The organism is Shewanella sp. 10N.286.52.E4 (assembly GCF_041468785.1).
GTDB classification, from domain to species: domain Bacteria; phylum Pseudomonadota; class Gammaproteobacteria; order Enterobacterales; family Shewanellaceae; genus Shewanella; species Shewanella electrodiphila.
Genome location: NZ_JBFRJJ010000024.1, coordinates 78,018 through 96,087 on the forward strand (window position 1 = coordinate 78,018; position 18,070 = coordinate 96,087).

An 18,070-nucleotide genomic window follows, 5' to 3' on the forward strand; every position below is an offset into this window, starting at 1 on the left:
GTGGAGCCTGAACTAAAATGCAGAAATAGATGAAAAAATTTAATCCTTGGTCTGTATTGCCTGCATCATTTCAAAGACTACTGCCGTCAAATTTTGTGACTGAGATAAGTTCACATTGTATTGGCGTCACTAAGCTATCTGCTGGTTTAAGCAATAGTAATTATCGGCTCCACATGCTTCATCAAGATTGGGTGCTGCGTGATAATAAAAATGTTCAACAATGGTGTGATAGAGACAATGAAGTCATTTGCTGGCAGATGGTTGAAGCAGTTAAATTAGCGCCAAAGCTGATCTGGAAAAGTGCTAATAAACAGTTTTATTTGAGCGAATTTATTAAGCAAGATAGGTTTGATTGGTCATCTATATACTCTGAAAACGGCTTTAATTCCCGAGAACGCCCGGTTAATTCTGTTTTTCATCTAAATCCAATATCTCAATCCGCAGAGGATCAAACGCTATTAAAAAATAAGCAACAACAAGCACTTGACCCCGTTGAGCACCTGTTAAAATTACTCTGCGAGTTATCAAGGCTACCTTTGCCACCTAAAGTCATCAGCTTAACGCAGCAATGGCAAGTTTACCTCGAGTCTTTAACAACCATTTCTCAAGTTGAAAAAAATCAACAATGGCAGAGTTCGTTCAGACAGTTAAAGCAACGACAAGTTGAGATGAATGCTTGGTTGGCTGATTTGGAATCATGCTTGATAGCTCCTCAGTTTTGCCATCGAGATTTATCACCCTATAATTTGTTGTTTTGCGATGATAAATTGCAATGCATTGATTTTGAATATTGTGCGGCCAGTCACCCAATGTTTGATTTGGCCTCTGTTTTGACAACTCACCAATTAACTTCGCATCAAGTGACCAGCTTATGTAAACAATATTTTGCTGAGCAACCAAATCTTAAGGCTGGCGCTAGCCAGTATGTAAGGCAAATCATTAATTGTTTTTGGATGTTTGCTGCCGCTTGGGCATTAATGATGGCAGGAACAGAGGTTGAAGACACGGGAAAGGAAGCTGAAGCACCAATTGTAGGTAACAAGCTGACAGATATTGCTGAGGTAAAAGCTTCATATTTTACGTTATTCAACAAATACCTATCTTTAATATCATAAGACTATTATTCTTAATCAATAGCCAAGATTAAGGAGAACGTCCGTTGAAGAAGTCATTCGTTCCAATATTGCTGGTGGTATTTTTAGTTGGCTGCTCAACTAAATTTAGTTATTTTTTTCTTGATTGGGCCATAGAATGGCGGGTCGAGGAATATGTGACTTTAGATAAGAGTCAGCAAAAACAATTTGATGTTCTACTAGATAAATTCCTCATCTGGCATCAAAAAGATGAATTATTAAGGTATAGCCAACAACTCAATACACTTTCTACTGCGATTGAAACGCAAACTGTGACGCCCGAAATGTGGCAGCAACAAGTTACGGATGCAAAGGCTCACTGGTTCCGTATTTTCGACTTTATCCTACCTGATTTATTACCCATCCTTGCAAGCTTATCTGATGAACAAGCCAATGGCATGATTGAACAGCTCAAACAAGATAATAAAGACTTAAACAAAAAGTATGCAGGAAAGACACAACAAGAGTTATTAGAAGATTCCAATGAAAAGATATTAGATCGTATTGATGATTGGTTAGGCAGCGTATCTACAGAACAACAAAGTTTAGTTAAAAAGTATAATAAACAGCGTATTGCGACCTTAGATATGTGGCTCGAATATCGACTTGAATGGTTAAGAGAGTTTCAACAAGCGATTGAAATGCGTGATGATGAACGCTTATTAGAACAACGTATGCGTTTATTAATGACCTCACCAGATGAATTAAAGTCAGAGGTTTACCAGCAACATGTTGATCAAAATTCTCGATTATTTGGTCAATTGGTGATTGATATTAATCGCAGTTTATCCGCCAAACAAAGGCAACATTTTACCGGTAAAATGGAAGAACTAATTACTGACTTAAGTGATCTTTCAAGTGAGATAAAATAATTCAGGTACTATTTTTGGCTGTTTTAATTACCTGCGATGAAATAATTATCGACTAAGCTTGGTCTATTGACGTAATGAATGAATATTTTAAGGAATAAATATGACCAACCTTTACCAGCAGTTTTTAAATTTTTTAAAACACCTTGAAGGTTTAGCACCATTAGCATTACGTATTTATCTTGCGCCGGTATTAATGCAGGCAGGTTATAATAAGTTGTCGCATTTTAGCGATACTGCTGCATGGTTTGGTAATCCAGATTGGGGATTGGGACTACCAATGCCTGAGGTGATGACAGCACTTGCTGCAGGTACTGAGTTATTTGGTGGTTTCTTATTATTGATTGGTTTAGCTACTCGATTAGTGGCTATTCCAATGATGTTTACCATGTTGGTTGCGGCATTTGCTGTTCACATTGATAACGGCTGGTTAGCTATTGCAGATGCTAGTTCTTGGCTTGCGAATGATAATGTTGCCGCATCTGCTGAAAAATTGGCTGCTGCGAAGTCAATTTTGCAACAGCACGGTAATTATGAATGGCTTACTAGCTCAGGTAACTTTGTTATCTTAAATAATGGTATAGAGTTTGCCATTACCTATTTATTTATGTTGCTGGCTCTACTCATGATGGGTGGTGGCCGATACACTAGCGTTGATTACTTTATTCGAAAGCGTTTTATGTCATAAATTGAGTCATTAAAAAATCCCACTTCAATGTGGGATTTTTGTTAGTATCAGTCAGAATTTAATTAATGTGATTGATAAAAAGGACATTTCATTGGACGCATCAGAATTATTACTTACCCGACAATCAACGCCGAGATTAACTCAACCTGCTCCTTCAGAGTCTCAACTTGATTTCATTCTTAATGCTGGCGCACGTGTGCCTGATCATGGTGCATTAACGCCATGGGAATTTATCATTGCTACTGGTGATGGTCTTAATAAGTTAGGCGATATTTTTGTTAAAGCAGCGACTGCAAACGGAGCAGAAGAAGCCTTTATCGCTAAAGCTAAAAATATGCCACACCGTGCCCCTATGGTCATCACTATCGCGACCAAAAATCAGCAGCACCCTAAAGTTCCTTTACTTGAGCAACAACTGGCAGCAGGTTGTGCCACGATGGCAATGCAGCAAGCGGCTTTTTCATTAGGGCTTGGCGCAGTGTGGCGCACAGGTGACTTTGCTTTTAGCGCGGTTGTTAATGAAGGTTTAGGCTTAGCCGAAGATGAGCAAATAGTGGGATTCTTATACGTAGGTACGCCAGCAGTTAACGCACCTGTTAAACCGTTAAAGCCTGGACGTCAATTTGCTCGCTTTCTTTGATATTTGCTCAGCCTAGATAAATGACTAGCTTTGATAAAATCTGGGCTAATACAAACCTTGAGTCTAATGAGCTTGAGTCTAATAAGTTTGAGTATTGATTCACCAAATATAGGCTTTAATAAATAGTGAAGGATTCGGCGCTATCAGGTGAAAACATCTGTAGATAAAATATGACGCTGTAATGTATCAGCGTCATATACTTGAGCTTTTATTCACTTGGGTCTAAGGAGTCTAGCGGGAGTAAATTTTGATAAATATAATAACCTAAAGGCCCAAAAATCAAGCTAATTGTTCCCCATAGATACCTTCGTACATTGTCGATATGAGCACCCGTTGTTATTGCTCGATGACAAAACATGATATGCAAAATACTTAATAACAGTATTAATAACATCACCAAATCCATTTGTTCCATGTCTACATCCTTGATTACTGCAAAGAGACTTATTTAAGCTTAATCTCATTTTAGGATTTCGCAGTAAAAACAATTAAAAATCCATCTTTAAGTTGATATAACTTACTCTAATTAGTCTTACTAATTCAATGGTTTTTATGAATATTTATACAAAAGTTTGAAGTTGAGCTGTTTAATTAAGCAGTTACTAAACTATAGTGTGCTTTTTAAACTCATTTGTTGATTAATATCATCAAGCCATAGTGGATACTTACGCATAACTACCTGAAATAAATTGCTTTCAATGTGAAGTTTTAGCCACTGCCTCACTTTGGAGTATTGGCTCTGCTCAAACCAATTTTTATTTACATGGGCGAACTGTCTGACAAACGGAAAAATAGCAAAATCTGCATAGGTAGGGCTGTCAGCAAATAAGTGCGTGGAGTCGCTTAATCTCTGTTCCAGTAATGCAATGAATTTACATGCGTTTTCTCGATAATACTCTTCAGAATACTCAAGGTGTCTATCTGCGTATTTGTATTTATCTAGCCAGGCTTTAAATTCGTTATCATTTTTTTCAATTAGTGTTTTAGCATTGGCATCATTTAGAGAGCGAATTAATAAATCATATTCATCTTTGCATAAATATTCGCTATTGGTTGCAGGATAATTACCTAGAGAAAAATGGACAATGTCTAGGCTTTCTTCTAGTACAAAAGGGTGATGGTCTACACCAGCGCCGCCAGTATCTTGCTGCGTGTTTACCACTAATACAGGTACCGTGCCTTTAGGTGAAATGTCGAGTAATTGAGTCGGCTTATTTTTTAGTATTATTTCACGTATTTGCGGGTTTAATGAAGATAAATGTAACCCTAAGCGGGCGCGCATAGCATATGGGCAACGTCTAAAACTATATAGGATCATAATTTGAGTTATTTTTTATTAAGTATTTGATTCATTTTAAGAGGTTAATAAATGAATTGTTAGTGATAAATCCTAACTTGAGCATCAAAGTATGTGATCTGAATCAAATTTAATTGCCGTAAAGACTGTGATTAGGGTACAATTTCGCGCCTTTATTTGAGGTCTGTCACCTTAAGTAGTCTTGCATTAGTCAGCTTACATTAAATGCTCTGGAAATTAAGTTCCAGCTTGCGGAGAACCCCATGTCACAAGTCGTTGTTTGTGCTTTATATAAATTTGTTGCGTTTCCTCATTTCGAATCCATTAGAGCGCCATTATTAGCCCATATGGAAAATGCCGAGATCCGCGGTACCTTATTACTCGCTAAAGAAGGTATTAACGGCACAGTTGCAGGTAGTCAGCAAGCCATTGATGGGTTACTTGCATGGCTGGCAACTCAAGAAGGCTTAGCTGATATTGTCTGTAAGTTTTCTTTTGATGAAGACATGCCTTTTTATCGCACTAAGGTAAAACTTAAAAAAGAAATTGTGACCATGGGTGTAGAGGGTATCGACCCTCGTGAAGTCGTTGGTACCTACGTTAAACCAAAGGATTGGAATGCACTTATTTCCGACCCTGAAGTATTACTGGTTGATACACGTAATGATTACGAAGTTAAAATCGGTACCTTTAAAGATGCCGTTAACCCAGTAACAGAGACATTTCGAGAGTTTCCTGATTACGTCAAAGAAAATCTAGACCCTGCTAAACACAAAAAAGTGGCTATGTTTTGTACCGGTGGTATTCGCTGCGAAAAATCGACTGCTTATCTAAAAGAGCAAGGCTTTGAAGATGTTTATCATCTTGAAGGTGGCATTTTAAAATACCTTGAAGAAGTCAAACCTGAACAAAGCATGTGGGAAGGTGAGTGCTTTGTATTTGATAATCGAGTTGCAGTGAATCATGACCTTGAAAAAGGCATTTACGATCAGTGCAACGCATGCCGTATGCCTATCACTCAAGAAGAAATGCAATCAGAAGCTTATGTGCAAGGTGTAAGTTGTCCCCATTGTATTGATAAAATATCTGATGAGCAACGCCAACGTTTTATCGAACGTGAACGCCAAGTTCAGCTAGCGAAACAGCGTGGCGAAGCGCATATTGGTAGCGAAGTAAAACAAGTTATTGCCCAGCGTCGCAAAGATAAAGAGTCACTAAAACAAGCGCAAAATGAAAAGTAAAAGCTAAGTATGCAAGTTTATGTTGCACGCCAAGGTCTATTGGTCAAATTTCTAGCTTCGTATCAGAGTTTTAGTGATTAACCAAAGTATAAAAGCATCCATATGGATGCTTTTTTAGTTTTTTAACTAGTTGTTCAGATTAACGGCAACCGAGCTTAATTTAAATTGAGATTAGTTAACATTGAGACTAACTATAATTGAGACTAACCAAAACTGAGGTTAATCCCAATTGTGGCCAATCTCTTTTGCTCAGCGTATAAATCTTGCAGTAATAATTCATTATGTTTGGCTTGCTCACCAGAAAATATGACATTGAAATCTGCCTGCTGTGCTTTTACGATTATGTGCTGATAACTACTGGATGTACGGCCAAGATTAAATAGCACTGCTAATCGCAAAAGGGTCAATAATCTGAAAAAGGCAAGGCGCTGTGTTTCATCAGCAATGGTGATTGACAGGTAATTGATTTTCTTTCTATGGTTGCCAACAAGCAAGGCTAATAATTGTTGCTGTTGCTGATTAAATCCTGGTAAATCACTATTATCAAGAATGTAACTTCCGTGTTTATGGTGAGACTTTGAGTTAATCGAAATACCTATTTCATGTAGCTGGCAGGCACCTTCTAAAAGCCAGCGATAATCCGTCAGCTGCCACTTTTCTGTGACTTGCTCAAATAATGTCAGCGCAGTATTGGTTACTTTAAGCGCTTGATTTGAATCAGTATGATATAACTGAGTTAAACTTGATAACGTGCGTTGTCTTATATCATTTTGCTGCTCAATTTTAGCCAGTTCGTACAATACCCCTTCACGTAGAGCGCCTTTAGCCGCTTGCAGGCTTTCAATACCTAACTGCCTGAAAAAGCTGATAAGAATAGCTAGGCCTGCAGCCAATAATGGGATTCTTCTGTCATCTAAATGCTCAAATACGAGTTTTTCAATGCTGCCTATATTAATCAGGTGTTTCTTTAATGCCAGCAGGTTTTTAGCGGTAATGCCTTCGCCGTTATCGGTAATTTCACTAATCGCAAGCGAAATGGCTTTAGCAGAACCTGAGCTACCCAATACAAGTGACCAGTCTTGATTAAAGTACACTTGACTTAAGCCTGCAAACTGCTTGTCTGCTGCTAAAATCGCCTGCTTAAAAGCATCTTTTGATAACTGACCATTAATAAAGAAACGCTTGTTATAACTGACACAACCACATTTTAAACTGGCTAAATGTTTTGCGCGTTTTTCATTCCCCACAATGACTTCTGTTGAGCCACCACCAATATCAATGACAATATTTTTCTGTTTCAGTACTTGGCTGTGGGCAATACCAGTGTAGATCAAGCGAGCTTCTTCATGCCCTGAGACCACATCAATGGGATAGGGCAGTATTTTTCTGGCGGCTTTTAAAAATGATTGTCGGTTCTTAGCAACACGAAGTGTGTGGGTTGCGACTATTTTGACTTGCGTCTTGGCTAAGTTTGAAAAACGTTGACTGAAATCTTTAAGACACTGAACACCATTGTCGATAGCAACTTCATCTAGCACATTTTGGTTGTCTAAATATTTAGCCAATTGCACTTGGCGCTTTTCTTTGTGCAGCACTTGTAATAGCCCATCTTGTTCGCGGGCTATGACTAAGTGAAAACTATTAGACCCCATGTCGATAGCGACAAAATGTTGTGAGTCTTCTGCAATAACATCTGCCAAATCTACGCCTCTTGTGGTAATTCTTGTAGTTTCTTATTGTTATTTAAACAATGAGTTGTTGTGTTACTTATTGCAGCGAGTGCACTTGTTACTTTTTTCTCATAGCCATTGAGGTATTGATGAATGGCCACTTGGCTGCGAAGCTTTCGTTTATTTCCTCTTGGGTGATATCGGTTGTCTTGCTGCTGGTTAATCACCCTAGACTTTGTATTATCTTTAAATTGCAGTGAAAGTATAGCAATAACCATCTGTTTCAACTGCTTATCATATACAGGCGTAGTGACTTCAATTCGTTCATCAATATTTCGTGTCATCCAATCTGACGACCCTATAAACAGTTTTTGTTCACCGCCAGCATGAAACAACATAACGCGCGAATGCTCTAAATAGCGGTCAATAATACTGAAAACCTTAATGTTATCGCTTTGCCCAGGGACTTGAGGAATTAAACTGCACATACCGCGTATTAGCATGGTGATTTTGACACCCGCTTGTGACGCTTCATAGAGTTTATTAATCATGATGTCGTCGACTAGATTGTTTAATTTCAGTTGAATACTGGCAGGCTTATTCTGCTTAGCTTGTTCAATTTCATTATTGATTAAACCAATGAGCTTATTTCTAGAATTATAAGGTGAGACAATTAAATGGTTGAATTCATCTTTGCGGTAAGGTCGTTCAATGAGGTCAAAGACTTGTTTTACTTCACCGGCAATATCTTGGTTTGCTGAGAATAACGAGAAATCAGTGTAAAAGCGTGCAGTTCCTTCGTTGAAATTACCTGAACCAATATGACAATAATATTGGGTTTTATTCTCTTCTTTACGACCAATTAGGCACAGTTTTGAATGCACTTTTAAACTAGGGATACCGTGATGAACTTTTACACCTGCTTCAGCTAAGCGGCGAGTCCAGTTAATATTGGACTCTTCATCAAAGCGCGCTCTTAATTCAATTACAGCGGTGACGCGTTTACCGTTTTTAACCGCATCAATAAGTGATTGCATTATGTGACTCTTTTTAGCCACACGGTATAAGTTTATTTTAATGAATTTAACTGCTGGATCATAAGCGGCTTGTCTGACTAACTCTGTGAAATGCGAGAATTTATGATATGGATAATTGAGCATGATATCTCTATGCCTAATGGCATCGAAGCTATTATCAAAGGCTAAAAACTGACTGCTATCAATAGGGTGAAGCTTTTCATTGACTAGTTTTTTACGACTTGGATTAGGGAAGTCCATAAAATCTTTAAAGCTGTGATAACGACCGCCAGGAACTAAGCATTCTGTCGAGCTGATATGCAAATGAGACTTTAACATCTCGAGCATATCATCAGGCATATTTCTATCGTAAACCAATCTTACAGGCTGAGCTTTTAAGCGTTTCTTAATCCCTTTAGTCATGCGCTCTAAAGTTGTTTGCTCAAGTTCATTACTGATATTGTAGTCAGCATCTCGGGTCATTTTCATTGAAAACACGTTAATGGTATCGAATTCAAAAAAGGGTCTAAATAAATCATCAATACAATGACGAATAATATTGTCGAGCAATATTAAGTGCTTTATTTTAGAAGTTTTTTCAGTAGGTAATTCAAGAAAGCGCGGTACATTTTTATTCGGCACTTCAATTAATGCGTATTCTTTGTTTTCACCGCTTTGTAAACTGGCCACGAGATAAGTTGTGCCATCAACTAAGTGCTGAACCAAGTCACTATCTTCATTGATAATATGTGGTGCAATATGTCGTTTAAGTTGATTTTTAAAATACTTCTTAAGCCAGGCACTATGAAACTCGCTTAGTTGAGTTTCATTGATTAAAAAGATATTGCAGCGCGCGAGCTCTTTCATTAGCACTGGATATATTTGATCAAACTTTTCTTGTAAATCTAATACTTTAGCTTGAATCTTAGCCATCAAGCTTTGATATTCTAGTTGCTTTGAACTGATCCCCGACACCAAGATAGCGCGGCGAACTGCAGCCACTCTGACTTGGAAAAATTCATCCATATTGCTAGAAAAAATCCCTAAGAATCTAACTCGCTCGATTAAAGGCACTGATGTGTCATAAGCTTCTTGCAATACGCGCTCATTGAATGATAACCAAGAGAGTTCTTTATCGATAAATTTGTGATGTCGAGGTTCGTTCATGATGGGCTCCTGCAAAGCAATGCTGCAAAAATTAATCTATCACTAAATAGGTAGCGCTTAAATAGTACTATCGGATAGAGGTAGCTAATCAGCTGTTTAATATGAATAAAAATAGGAAGGTATTTTACTGCAGTTATATGACAGCTATGTGAACACATTGTGTGTGAACACTGTTTTCAGTAAATTCAAAGACGCAACAAATTGATTAAGCAAATTAAACCAATTGATGAAAATGTCAGCGAAATAACAGTGAACGCTAAACTTTATAAGATCCTATATAGCGCTTGTGTTATTTTTAGCATTGATTTGAATTTTTGAGTGGTAAGAAATGTTTATTGGGTTTGATTATGGCAGTGCTAATTGTTCCGTAGGAATTGAAAAAAATGGTGAAGTGACGTTAATTCCGATCAATGGCGACAGTAATTTCTTATCATCGACCTTATATGCAATGGACCGAGAGTTAATTGCCGAAGCTGTTTATCAGCGTATTGCACCAGAGCTAAAAGCTGAATATGGCAAGCTGCGCTCTGCACAACTTAGCCGCGCAAGAATGGTTCGCCATGATTTGGATATTTACCCAGATGAGCAAGTGGTGTTTGTTGGCCCTGAGGCGATTCAAGCATATTTGGAGCTGCCTGACGAAGGGTTTTATGTCCGTTCGCCAAAGTCATTTTTGGGTGCCAGTGGGTTAAGAGTTGAGCAGGTAGGACTGTTTGAAGACATCGTGACGCTTATGATGTTAGAAGTGATGTCTCGCGCGAACAAAGTGATCAATGAACCTATTACCAAAGCCGTTATTGGCAGACCAGTCAACTTTCAAGGCATTGGCGGAGAGTTAAGCAACCAACAAGCGCAAACTATTTTAGAAACTGCAGCTAAACGCGCGGGTTTTGAAGAGGTGAGTTTTTTGTTTGAGCCAATGGCTGCTGCGATGGATTATGAAGCTTCAATGACACGTAATCAAACAGTATTAGTGGTTGATGTCGGTGGTGGTACTACGGATTGTTCTATGGTGAAAATGGGGCCAGACTTACAACACAAAACAGATCGCAGTGAAGATGTACTAGGCCATAGTGGACAACGTGTTGGCGGTAACGATTTAGATATTGCCGTAGCAATGAATTGTTTTATGCCGCACCTTGGTCTTGGTTCTCAATTGAAAAACAATTTAACCGTACCAAGACAACCGTTTTGGAATGGTGTTGCGGTAAATGATATCAGCGCTCAGCGTGATTTTGGCTCGCTTGCTACGGCAAAATTAATTGATGAGTTAATTAAAGATTCGTCAAAACCTGCATTATTAACACGTCTTAAATCATTAAGACAACATCAAATGAGTTATCAGTTTGTACGCCAAGCGGAGCAATCTAAAATAGGTTTATCATCACAGTCTGAGTACAGCGCTGACTTGTCATTTATTGAGCCTTTATTTACTGTGCCGGTAAATCAAACTGATTTTGAAACTGCGGTTGATCAACCCGTTGCTAAGTTGGTGACAATTATGAAGCAAGCGGTGGAGGGGACTGGCGTTATGCCTGATGTGGTTTATGTTACTGGCGGCACCGCAAAAAGTCCGGTTATTCATCAATGCATTGCCGAGCAATTTACTGATGCAGAAATCGTTGTTGGTGATCATTTTGGTAGTGTGACCAGTGGTCTTGTGCGCTGGGCTGGTAAAGTATTTAATTCTTAAGGAAAAGTAAAATGATGTTTGCTCCATTAAAGTCGACACTGAATAACAAAGCGTTAATGCCTTCGCTGACTAAAACTACTGCGGCAATACTTGTTGTGGCTGCTAGCATGCTAACAATGAGTTGCAGTGATGATGTTGGTAAAGTCAGTTTAGGTGTTTTTACGACCAAAGATATTAAGCTAAATATGATGGTCGACCCGATCGTTTCAGGTGTAACGTGTCATGTTGCCAGTATTGAAGCTGATTTAAGCTTTTCAGATCCATCCGATTCGGCTATTTCATGCCGACAAACGGGTGAAATTACACCAGAAATGATTGCACAAATTGATATGTCAGCATCAGGCGAGATTGTATTTAAAAAGTCAAAAAGTATCTTTTTTAAAACCATGAAAATTCGACGTATTTTTGATAAAGAAAATCAAACTTTAATGTATGTTTCATATTCAACGAAAGAAACATCAGGCAGTTACAAACACAGTTTATCCACTGTACCTCTGTGGGCTACAAAGGCTTATCGTCAGCCGCAGCCTGCGATTTAGCTTTAAGCTTGCTAGTTGAGGTACTGATATACCCATGTTACCTCAAGATGCTTTGTCAGGCACAAGCTCGGATAACAATGCAAGGCGTAAGCTGAGGTAATTGTTATTCACTTTTCAAAGGTTACAACGTAGCAATGGCTTTCGAAGCAATGGTTTTCGAGCTTGCGCCCCGTAGGGCAAGTCAAATAGCACCAATCTGCGTTGTTATAAAATATCGATGTAGAATAACTATACTTCAATTTTATGCCTAGCATCTTGGCACTATATTGCCTTACTGACTTTGCATCTTGAAGTATCATGGGCATAGCTTAAGTTAATGGTTAACTTATAAAATAAATGGTGATTACATGGATTGTCCTTTTTGCCAAAGTGAACTGAATGAAGGCGCTCTCAAATGCGCTCATTGTCATGAGTATTTATCAGAGCATGTCTGCCCCGACTGTTATGGGACATTACCTGCTGGTGCTAAGGTGTGCATGCACTGTCGTTATCGCTTTAGCCAGATAAGTGTTGATGTGGGTCAGTTGTCCATGGCATTCAACACGGAAGTGTTGGCCTCTTTGCTGTTTAGGTTTCGACTTCTTCCGCAAGAAATCATAACCGATGAAGATAAAATCACGATTAATACCCCCGGTGTGTTTAGACTGTGGAATAACACGGATGAAGTACCATGGAATAAAATTGCAGGGTTTAATTACCGTAGCGGTATTATTTGGGACAAGGTTGAAATTGAAACTCGTGGTCAGAAACCCAGTGTGATTATTGGATTATCTAAAGCTAACAGTGATGAATTACGTAAAGTATTACAGTCTATTGTTAATGCTAACTAAATTGCTGTAGCGCGTTTAATTGTATTTGAAAAATATAAAAAAGGGCTTTCTCACTGAGAAGGCCCTTAGTTTTTATTGGCTGTTAATCTATCGTGTTATTTGTCAATAACAGCATTAAAGCGCTCGAATGCTTCAGTTAAATCCGCAATTAAATCATCAGGATCTTCTAAGCCAATATGAAGTCGAATCAGTGGTTTACTGGTATCCCATGTTGTTGCAGTACGCAGTCTGTCAATACCGAATACACCTAAAATAAGGCTCTCATATCCGCCCCATGAAAAGCCCATTTTAAAATGACGCATGTTTTCAACAAATGCAGTGACAGAGGCTAAGTTGCCTTGTTTTAATACAAATGAGAATAGGCCATTACCACCACTAAAATCACGTTGATAAAATTCATGACCAGGGCAGGTTTCAAAGGCAGGATGACGTAAATGATCCACTTCAGGTCGGCTAGCTAACCAATTGGCGACTTTAAGCGCATTCTTATCATGCTGGGCCATTCTTACACCTAATGTGCGTAAACCACGCGCGGCGAGGTACACATCGTCAGGTGACGTTGTCTGGCCCATGATATAACTATTTTCACGCAGTTGTTCCCAATGTGCTTCATTGGCTGTTGCTGTGCCCATCATCACATCTGAATGGCCGACGATGTACTTGGTTGCAGCTTGGATGGAGATATCCACGCCCATTTCAAAAGGGCGGGAATTAATTGGCGATGCCCAAGTATTATCGAGCATTACCACAACATCATGTTCATGTGCGATTCGGCTTAATGTTGGCACATCTTGAATCTCCATGGTGATAGACCCAGGGGATTCTAGGAACAAGACTCTTGTATTCGGCTGAATTAAGTCTTTAATCCCTTCGCCAATAAGCGGATCGTAGTAAGTGGTTTCAATGCCAAAGCCTGCCAGCAGCTTATTACATAAATCACGCGTCGGTTCATAGGCGCTATCGACCATTAATAAATGATCGCCACTTTTTAAGAAGGACAACAGAGCAGCACTAATAGCACCAGCACCAGATGGGTAAAGCGCAGTACCTGCGCCGCCTTCTAATTCACTGATTGCTTGTTGAAAAGAGAAATGAGTAGGGGTGCCACGGCGGCCGTAAAACATTTCGCCATTGGTTTTGTTTTTAATCGCAAAACGCATGTCATCCATGGTATCGAATACGACTGTCGATGCGCGATATACTGGTGGGTTAATAATCCCTTTCGAGTATTTCTTTTCTCTACCGACACTGACAATTTGAGTGGCTAGTTTGTCTTGCTGATTACTCATAAACTCATTCCCAATTGATACAAGGTGATGTTATCTATTAATTTAGCCATCCTACCATCTATACGGCCATAATAAAGCGCTAGTCGAATATAAATGACGATTTATCGTGTGCTTAGCTTACTTAGGGTCTGTAATTGGAAACGCCAAACTAAATTGCACACCAGAACCATCAGCGAGGTTTTGTGCATGTATTTCCCCTTGATGAAACTCGGTGATTAATCTCACGATATATAGCCCTAAGCCTAAATGAGGCTTTGTTTGCATGCCTTGTGGCCTGATCGACACCATAGATTCAAAAATTTGCTCACTCATATCTTGAGGTAATAAAGGGCCGCGGTTGCTAACCGTTAACTTGGCCATTTTTCCTGATTGTTTCAACGAAACTTCAATCGGATCTTCAGTACTAAATTCAATCGCATTATTAATCAGTTTATCCATTAATTGGGCAATGTATTCTGGCACACCGTTCATAGACATAGTGTGCTCATCAATGGCGACAGCAAACTCGTTATCAGGATAGGTGTATTGATACCCTTGCATACAACCGCTGACAACTTGTTGCAGTGAAAAATCACTTTGTTCAACATGGGATAAACTGGCTTCAAGACGAGTTGCTTCACTCAAGTTATTTAAAATAAGATGTAAACGGCTCACACCTTCTTGGGCGCGGGCGACATACTTTTCACTTGCAGGTTCAAGAGGTTGTAGACTTAAGTGTTCAAGAGAAGAGCGCACCACTGCCACAGGGGTTCTAAGCTCATGGGATAAGCGTGATGACATGTTTTCAAGGTAATGGGTATATTGTCCTAGTCTGCCAACAATATTAGCAAAGCTACGTGACAAATCGCCTATTTCATCACGGGTTTTAGACGGCACAATTTGTTGTCTCACTCGGCCTTGGCTATCAATGGCTTGCTCAGATTGGTCGCGCAGTTTTCGAATGCGGCTTGAGATACTTGAGGCAAATATGAATAGCGCTAATGTGCCCATGCTCATAATCGTTAAGATGACATTAAATAACTTTTCTAAAGCGCGATTACGTAACGTGCGGATCCCATGGGTGGTTTCTTCTGCAATGACAGCGCCCATGACTTTATCATCAATCCAAATAGGGCTAGCAGCAGCTAAGACAACGGCTTTGTTATCTGGTGTTAGACGCCAAGTTGATGCCCGTTTGCCATCTAAAGCCTGTTGAATGTGACTACCATTGAGTTCGGTTGAATCTTGCAATGAGTCAACAAAGTCCTGTGGTGGTTTAGTGAGAATTTTATAATACAAAGGCAATAAGTGATCACTTTTAAATTGGCGCCAAGCACTGGCTGTTTCTGTTTCATTTAAACTTGAAGACCAGACATTGTTAGTCGCGCGGATATCCCCTGATTTTGCTAACACACGGCCGTGGTTATCAACCACCCAAATACGCGAGCTGTTATGGCTCATGCCTTTAATGATGTTTTCAATTTCAGGTGAGGGCACCAATACCGTCCCTAATTGAGCCACAGAGTCGATAGCGGAAGTGCCAATAATGGTATTCACAGTGCGAGTTTTAACATCGTCGACATTATAAATCGCAAAACCAAGTTTACTGCCCACCATAGAAAGCGGCATTCTAAACTCGATATTGTAGCCATCTTTCGTCGCTAGCCACTGTCCTTGGATACGAATTTCTGGTGTTACTGGCATGGACTGAGCTGGATCTTGAGGCAATTCAAATGCGCTTAACCAGCCATCTTGTGTGTTAGCAACGATATAACGTCTAAATTGGCCATCTGGTGATTGAGTGGCAATCACTAAGTGGTCGTTCTTATCGACACGTAAGCTATTTTTACTGCGATAAACCAACTGTTTATCGTGTACTTTAAAGAAACCATATAAGTAGCCAGCATATTTACCCACCATGTGGGTAAAGTGAATATCAACCGGTTGATTTTCATTTCGATTAAAAATCACATGATCACTAGCGTAATTGATCATACGGTGCTGGTACTGCTGCCAATCAATCAGCTTACCATCTAATTGAATTGGGCCTGATAATGGGTAAGCATAAAGGTCGCGGCCTTTTTCAACTTGGCTTAAAAAACTCGCTTGATGATTAAACAGTTTCGGCCGTTCATGCAACGCAGTTGCTAATGCTTGGGTTGTGCCTTCTAAGGTTTTTTCTTGCCCATGTCGTAAATACTTTTCCATCTCCCACACATACTCATAACCCAGCCAAGGCAAGCAAAGTAAGAATAAAGACAAGATAACGACTTTGGCACGCAGACCTATGGGAATATTAAACATTAGCTAACACTATCCCAGCGATAACCCATGCCGTAAACGGTATCTATACAATTAAAGTCTTTATCTGCGCTGATGAACTTTTTACGAATCCGTTTAACATGAGAAGTAATAGTACTGTCATCGACAAAAATTTTAGCTTCTTGCATTAGGTCTTGGCGACTGCGGACGTGCCCGGGATGTTTTGCCATCGCATGCACCATCCAAAACTCAGTTACGGTTAACTCAATGGGTTGTTGGTTCCAATATACTTGAATTCGATTGCCATCAATGGTTAATGCACCATGTTCGATGAGGTTATCTTCGACGGTGGCAGCGCCAATGAGTTCTGAACGTCTAAAAAGCGCGGCAATACGGGCAATTAAATGCGGAAAGCTAACATCTTTTGATAAGTAATCATCTGCGCCTAAGCGAAGGCCGCAAACGGTATCAAAATCACTGTCTCTTGCGGTGAGAAAAATAATCGGCAAGCTGCTCGACATTGAACGAAGTGACTGACATAAGGTAAAACCCCCATCGATTTCATTTTCCAAACCGATATCAATAATAGCTAAGTCCGGAAGGCGAGCATTGAAGGCCAGCATTGCTGCGGGACGGTTGGCATAGCCCTGCACATTATAGCCTTGCTGTTGTAGCAATTCTTTGTAGTTTTCTCTAATAGCAACTTCATCTTCAACGATGGCAATTCTTTTCATGTATTGGTTTTTCTTGTGACTTATATGGCTGACTATACATGATTTTTAATCCAAAAAAATCGTCACAAAGTAATTGCCATATTGTTGCCACATTTCATCTCTACATTGCCATTTTTATGCCCCTTGGTTGCCATTTCTATTGTGTTTAATAGTGACATCGAATGAGACGCAGCGACATTCAAGTTTGTTTATTGAATCACTCATTGTCTCCTTCATTTTATGACTTAACTAGAACACAAAAGGAATCACCATGAAAAAGCAATTAATCGCAGTAGCCGTAATCAGCAGTTTATTTATTTCTACTATCTCAGTTGCTAATACTGAGCCAATGACCGAACAAGTCACTGAGCGTGAACACACTGAAGAGTTAGTCGGACTGACGTCAGGTGCTGTATTAGGCGCAGTGGTAGGCGGGCCTGTTGGTGCAATTATCGGCGCGTTTGCCGGTACCTTAATTGGTAAAACAGTAGGTGATGATTCTGAAATTCAAACTCAGAAAGAAATGTTAGTGCAGCAACAGCAATCTATTGAAACCCAAACGTCTGAGTTAACAGCCTTACATGAAAAACAGCAATCACTTGCAGAGGTGACGGATGAGTATTTACTCGTGCAATCGCAATTAACTGACTTGCGTGAAGCGCAGCAACAACAGTTACAAGAATTAGCTATTGGCTTGAATGTGCAGTTCAAAACAGGGTCGTCCACTATCGAGCCACACTTTGAGCAACAACTTGATGACGTGGCTTACTTAATGGCTTTATCTCCTGAATTAATGTTGGATTTGACGGGCTACGCAGATCGTCGCGGAGATAGCACATTTAACCAGGCGCTTTCTGAGCAAAGACTGATTGAAGTGACAAGTTATCTACAAAGCCAAGGCGTATCAGCTGAGCGTCTACATGCCAAAGCATTTGGAGCATCAGCGCCATTACATGCCCAGCAAAGTTTTGAAAATGACTTTTTTGACCGTCGTGTCACATTGAAAATTATGCCTGTCGGTGAAGCTCTCGCTGCTAACTAATT

16 protein-coding genes are annotated in these 18,070 nt (G+C 39.6%); 9 read left to right on the plus strand and 7 right to left on the minus strand.

Going from position 1 to position 18,070, the window contains the following annotated elements:
- Positions 1 to 29: 29 nt before the first annotated feature.
- From AB4153_RS14255 to AB4153_RS14270, 4 genes are all read left to right on the plus strand, one after another.
- The gene (locus AB4153_RS14255; protein WP_371997913.1) at positions 30 to 1,115 is read left to right on the plus strand and encodes a phosphotransferase; all 1,086 of its coding nucleotides are present in this window, start codon (positions 30 to 32) and stop codon (positions 1,113 to 1,115) included.
- Positions 1,116 to 1,159: 44 nt separating this feature from the next.
- Positions 1,160 to 2,005, plus strand: a complete 846-nt coding sequence (locus AB4153_RS14260) for a DUF6279 family lipoprotein (RefSeq protein ID WP_248955361.1) — start codon at positions 1,160 to 1,162, stop codon at positions 2,003 to 2,005.
- A 100-nt stretch (positions 2,006 to 2,105) separates the two neighbouring features.
- Complete coding sequence (locus AB4153_RS14265; protein WP_371997914.1) at positions 2,106 to 2,690, plus strand: DoxX family protein; 585 nt, start codon at positions 2,106 to 2,108, stop codon at positions 2,688 to 2,690.
- Positions 2,691 to 2,781: 91 nt separating this feature from the next.
- Positions 2,782 to 3,330: an NAD(P)H nitroreductase gene (locus AB4153_RS14270; protein WP_102529294.1), complete on the plus strand. Its 549-nt coding sequence runs from the start codon at positions 2,782 to 2,784 to the stop codon at positions 3,328 to 3,330.
- A 208-nt stretch (positions 3,331 to 3,538) separates the two neighbouring features.
- Here AB4153_RS14270 and AB4153_RS14275 read toward each other — a convergent pair whose 3' ends face one another.
- The gene (locus AB4153_RS14275) at positions 3,539 to 3,745 is read right to left on the minus strand and encodes a hypothetical protein (RefSeq protein WP_102529295.1); all 207 of its coding nucleotides are present in this window, start codon (positions 3,743 to 3,745) and stop codon (positions 3,539 to 3,541) included.
- 192 nt (positions 3,746 to 3,937) lie between these two features.
- Positions 3,938 to 4,648, minus strand: a complete 711-nt coding sequence (locus AB4153_RS14280) for a glutathione S-transferase (RefSeq protein WP_371997915.1) — start codon at positions 4,646 to 4,648, stop codon at positions 3,938 to 3,940.
- A 242-nt stretch (positions 4,649 to 4,890) separates the two neighbouring features.
- On the opposite strand from AB4153_RS14280, the gene AB4153_RS14285 reads away from it, so the two are divergent.
- Positions 4,891 to 5,868 (plus strand): rhodanese-related sulfurtransferase, encoded by a 978-nt coding sequence (locus AB4153_RS14285; RefSeq protein ID WP_371997917.1) that lies wholly within the window; start codon positions 4,891 to 4,893, stop codon positions 5,866 to 5,868.
- A gap of 203 nt (positions 5,869 to 6,071) precedes the next feature.
- On the opposite strand, the gene AB4153_RS14290 is transcribed toward AB4153_RS14285, so the two are convergent.
- Both AB4153_RS14290 and ppk1 read right to left on the minus strand, forming a co-directional pair.
- Complete coding sequence (locus AB4153_RS14290) at positions 6,072 to 7,568, minus strand: exopolyphosphatase (protein WP_371997918.1); 1,497 nt, start codon at positions 7,566 to 7,568, stop codon at positions 6,072 to 6,074.
- Between the two features lie 2 nt (positions 7,569 to 7,570).
- Positions 7,571 to 9,721 carry a polyphosphate kinase 1 gene (ppk1, locus tag AB4153_RS14295; protein WP_371997920.1) on the minus strand — a complete coding sequence of 717 codons (2,151 nt, stop codon included), beginning with the start codon at positions 9,719 to 9,721 and terminating at the stop codon, positions 7,571 to 7,573.
- Positions 9,722 to 10,049: 328 nt separating this feature from the next.
- Between ppk1 and yegD the strand changes: the two genes are divergently transcribed.
- The 3 genes from yegD to AB4153_RS14310 all read left to right on the plus strand — a co-directional run bounded on the left by yegD (position 10,050) and on the right by AB4153_RS14310 (position 12,783).
- The gene (gene yegD / locus AB4153_RS14300) at positions 10,050 to 11,414 is read left to right on the plus strand and encodes a molecular chaperone (protein ID WP_371997922.1); all 1,365 of its coding nucleotides are present in this window, start codon (positions 10,050 to 10,052) and stop codon (positions 11,412 to 11,414) included.
- A gap of 107 nt (positions 11,415 to 11,521) precedes the next feature.
- On the plus strand, positions 11,522 to 11,953 hold the full coding sequence (locus AB4153_RS14305; RefSeq protein ID WP_198589606.1) for a CreA family protein: 432 nt from the start codon (positions 11,522 to 11,524) through the stop codon (positions 11,951 to 11,953).
- A 347-nt stretch (positions 11,954 to 12,300) separates the two neighbouring features.
- Entirely contained in the window at positions 12,301 to 12,783 is a 483-nt protein-coding gene (locus tag AB4153_RS14310) for a double zinc ribbon domain-containing protein (RefSeq protein ID WP_102529300.1), read from the plus strand.
- A 95-nt stretch (positions 12,784 to 12,878) separates the two neighbouring features.
- On the opposite strand, the gene AB4153_RS14315 is transcribed toward AB4153_RS14310, so the two are convergent.
- The 3 genes from AB4153_RS14315 to pdsR all read right to left on the minus strand — a co-directional run bounded on the left by AB4153_RS14315 (position 12,879) and on the right by pdsR (position 17,047).
- The gene (locus AB4153_RS14315) at positions 12,879 to 14,072 is read right to left on the minus strand and encodes a cystathionine beta-lyase (protein ID WP_371997923.1); all 1,194 of its coding nucleotides are present in this window, start codon (positions 14,070 to 14,072) and stop codon (positions 12,879 to 12,881) included.
- A 117-nt stretch (positions 14,073 to 14,189) separates the two neighbouring features.
- Positions 14,190 to 16,355: a proteobacterial dedicated sortase system histidine kinase gene (gene pdsS, locus AB4153_RS14320; protein WP_371997924.1), complete on the minus strand. Its 2,166-nt coding sequence runs from the start codon at positions 16,353 to 16,355 to the stop codon at positions 14,190 to 14,192.
- Positions 16,355 to 17,047 (minus strand): proteobacterial dedicated sortase system response regulator, encoded by a 693-nt coding sequence (pdsR, locus tag AB4153_RS14325; protein WP_102529303.1) that lies wholly within the window; start codon positions 17,045 to 17,047, stop codon positions 16,355 to 16,357. The genes pdsS and pdsR overlap by 1 nt, the downstream gene beginning before the upstream one ends.
- A 250-nt stretch (positions 17,048 to 17,297) precedes the next feature.
- On the opposite strand from pdsR, the gene pdsO reads away from it, so the two are divergent.
- Positions 17,298 to 18,068, plus strand: a complete 771-nt coding sequence (gene pdsO / locus AB4153_RS14330; RefSeq protein WP_102529304.1) for a sortase-associated OmpA-like protein PdsO — start codon at positions 17,298 to 17,300, stop codon at positions 18,066 to 18,068.
- Positions 18,069 to 18,070 lie beyond the last annotated feature (2 nt).